This is a genomic window from Geobacillus sp. LYN3, from assembly GCF_003064505.1.
Classification (GTDB): domain Bacteria; phylum Bacillota; class Bacilli; order Bacillales; family Anoxybacillaceae; genus Parageobacillus_B; species Parageobacillus_B toebii.
This window is the reverse complement of record NZ_QCWL01000001.1, coordinates 1,343,686-1,346,163: the sequence shown is the minus strand read 5'-3', so window position 1 is coordinate 1,346,163 and position 2,478 is coordinate 1,343,686. Positions and strand designations below refer to the sequence as shown.

Annotated in this window: 2 protein-coding genes and 1 pseudogene; 1 reads left to right on the top strand and 2 read right to left on the bottom strand. The window is 39.4% G+C overall.

The annotated features are described in order from the left end of the window. Positions 1-237 precede the first annotated feature (237 nt). Positions 238-1,710, top strand: a complete 1,473-nt coding sequence (locus tag DCC82_RS07045) for an aminotransferase class I/II-fold pyridoxal phosphate-dependent enzyme (RefSeq protein ID WP_062678297.1) — start codon at positions 238-240, stop codon at positions 1,708-1,710. A 148-nt stretch (positions 1,711-1,858) separates the two neighbouring features. Here DCC82_RS07045 and DCC82_RS07040 read toward each other — a convergent pair whose 3' ends face one another. Together DCC82_RS07040 and DCC82_RS07035 are read right to left on the bottom strand one after the other, a co-directional pair. Beyond that, complete coding sequence (locus DCC82_RS07040) at positions 1,859-1,984, bottom strand: GapA-binding peptide SR1P (RefSeq protein ID WP_015863302.1); 126 nt, start codon at positions 1,982-1,984, stop codon at positions 1,859-1,861. A 135-nt stretch (positions 1,985-2,119) separates the two neighbouring features. After that, positions 2,120-2,410 (bottom strand): annotated as a pseudogene (locus tag DCC82_RS07035) (DUF3055 domain-containing protein); the annotation flags it as partial. Positions 2,411-2,478: the final 68 nt, after the last annotated feature.

Sequence of the window (2,478 nt, the reverse complement as noted above, 5' to 3'; positions counted from 1 at the left end):
TTCCCCTATTTTCTCTTTTATTTATTTATTCGCCGTGGAACGGGAGAAAACCTTTATTTCAATTTATATAGTATACTATGTTTCTTGTTGACATGCCTATTTTCCTTTTTTATTCTCAATTTATGTGTAGTAAAAAATTTCACATTCATTAATGATTAAATAATGCTTTGCAAATAAAAAAATAAATGCTATAATGCATTTGTTTTATTTTTATGCAAAAAGAGGTGTGAAAAAACATTGTCACAGTTTGAAACACCATTGTTCACTGGTCTATTAGAGCATATTAAGAAAAACCCTATTCAATTTCATATTCCTGGCCATAAAAAAGGCGCAGGGATGGACCATGAGTTTCGTGATTTTATTGGAGAAAATGCGCTATCGATGGATTTGATTAATATCGGTCCTCTTGATGATCTTCACCACCCAAAAGGCATTATCAAGCGCGCTCAAGAGTTAGCCGCTGAGGCATTTGGGGCTGATTATACATTTTTTTCTGTCCAAGGAACAAGCGGTGCCATTATGGCAATGGTGATGTCGGTAGTTGGGCCTGGCGACAAAATCATCGTTCCGCGTAACGTGCATAAATCGATCATGTCTGCCATTGTCTTTTCTGGTGCAATACCGATTTTCATTCATCCGGAAATCGATAAGGAACTCGGGATTTCACACGGAATTACACCGGAATCAGTAGAAAAAGCACTTAAGCAACATCCCGATGCAAAAGGTGTTCTCGTTATTAATCCAACATATTTTGGTATCTCTGGCGATTTAAAGAAAATTGTTGAAATCGCTCATTCTTACCACGTTCCTGTTCTCGTTGATGAGGCGCATGGTGTCCATATTCATTTTCATGAAGATCTTCCGCTTTCCGCCATGCAGGCCGGAGCGGATATGGCTGCAACAAGCGTCCATAAACTAGGTGGCTCTTTGACGCAAAGCTCTATTTTAAACGTGCGTGAAGGGCTCGTATCCGCAAAACACGTACAAGCTATTTTAAGCATGCTAACGACAACATCTACTTCTTATTTGTTGTTAGCCTCTTTAGATGTTGCACGCAAATGGCTTGCTACACAAGGACGGGAACATTTTGAAAAAACTATTCAGCTTGCCGAAAAGACTCGGCAACAAATAAACGAAATCCCTTATCTTTATTGTGTCGGAAGAGAAATTCTAGGAACGGAAGCAACATATGATTACGATCCAACCAAGCTTACCATCTCTGTCAAAGAACTAGGCTTAACGGGATATGACGTCGAGAAATGGCTGCGCGAAATGTACAACATTGAAGTAGAATTATCCGATTTATACAACATTTTATGCATTATTACACCTGGCGACACAGAGCGGGAAACGAACGCGCTTGTTAATGCCCTTCGCCATTTATCTGAACAATTTCGCCATCAGGCGGCGAAAGGAGTAAAACCAAAAGTATTATTGCCAGACATCCCTACTCTCGCATTAACTCCGCGTGATGCATTCTACGCGGAAACGGAAATTGTCCCATTTGAAGAATCAGCAGGACGGATTATTGCTGAATTTATTATGGTTTATCCGCCAGGAATTCCGATTTTTATTCCTGGAGAAATTATTACCGAAGAAAATTTAAACTATATCAAAAAGAACTTAGAAGTCGGTCTGCCGGTGCAAGGGCCAGAGGACGATACGTTACAAACATTGCGTGTCATTAAAGAACATAAGCCAATCCGTTGAACTTCTCCCACCTTTAAGAGCAGGGAAAGTTAAAAAAGCGTAAGCAAGTTAGCTTACGCTTTTTTTTTATCCAAAAAATAAATGCGCGCATGTGCCCCTTTCACATGCGCGCTATGTCCAAACCTTCCCCCATCGTTTGACCTTTTCTTTATTCTCCTTCTTCTTCAGCCTCGTCGCAATCGCATCCGCAGCATTTTCCGTAAAGCGTTGTCACTTTTTCATCTTCAAAATACGCAATCGTCGCACCACATGTTTGACATACAATTGTGCCCATCCCCAAAACTCCTTTATGATGATATATTTATTAGCTAATTCAATAATAATATATCACATTTATGCTGTCAACACTTAATCTGTATGTCACATTTAATTTTTACTCATCAAAAAAGCGAGTAACCATACTCGCTTATTAATACTCATATTCAGGATGAACCGATGAGAATGGAAGGACAACTGAGAAGAACTCCGCTAAATCAGCAGCTTGCTCTTTCGTATCGATGCGGAAAATTTTTTGCAAATACTCGTGGTTTTCTACATCTTTTGGATCGAGGAGAGTGGAGCGGCCTGTTTGCATGCAAATAACAAGAGGTTTGCCAAAAAACATATTCGTATACACAATCCCAAAATCATAGCGAATATCCTTTGACGTAAATCCAACAAACCGAACTTTTACTTTCTCATACTCATCATATAGCCTTTCAAGTGAACTACCCCCACTTAATTTCTAGCGAAAATTTGAAGTGGGGGCTTCCAAAGAAGTTTGACTGC

Excerpts from the sequence above, each read along its gene's own strand:
- DCC82_RS07040 (WP_015863302.1), bottom strand. The coding sequence starts at position 1,984 with ATGGGCACAATTGTATGTCAAACATGTGGTGCGACGATTGCGTATTTT.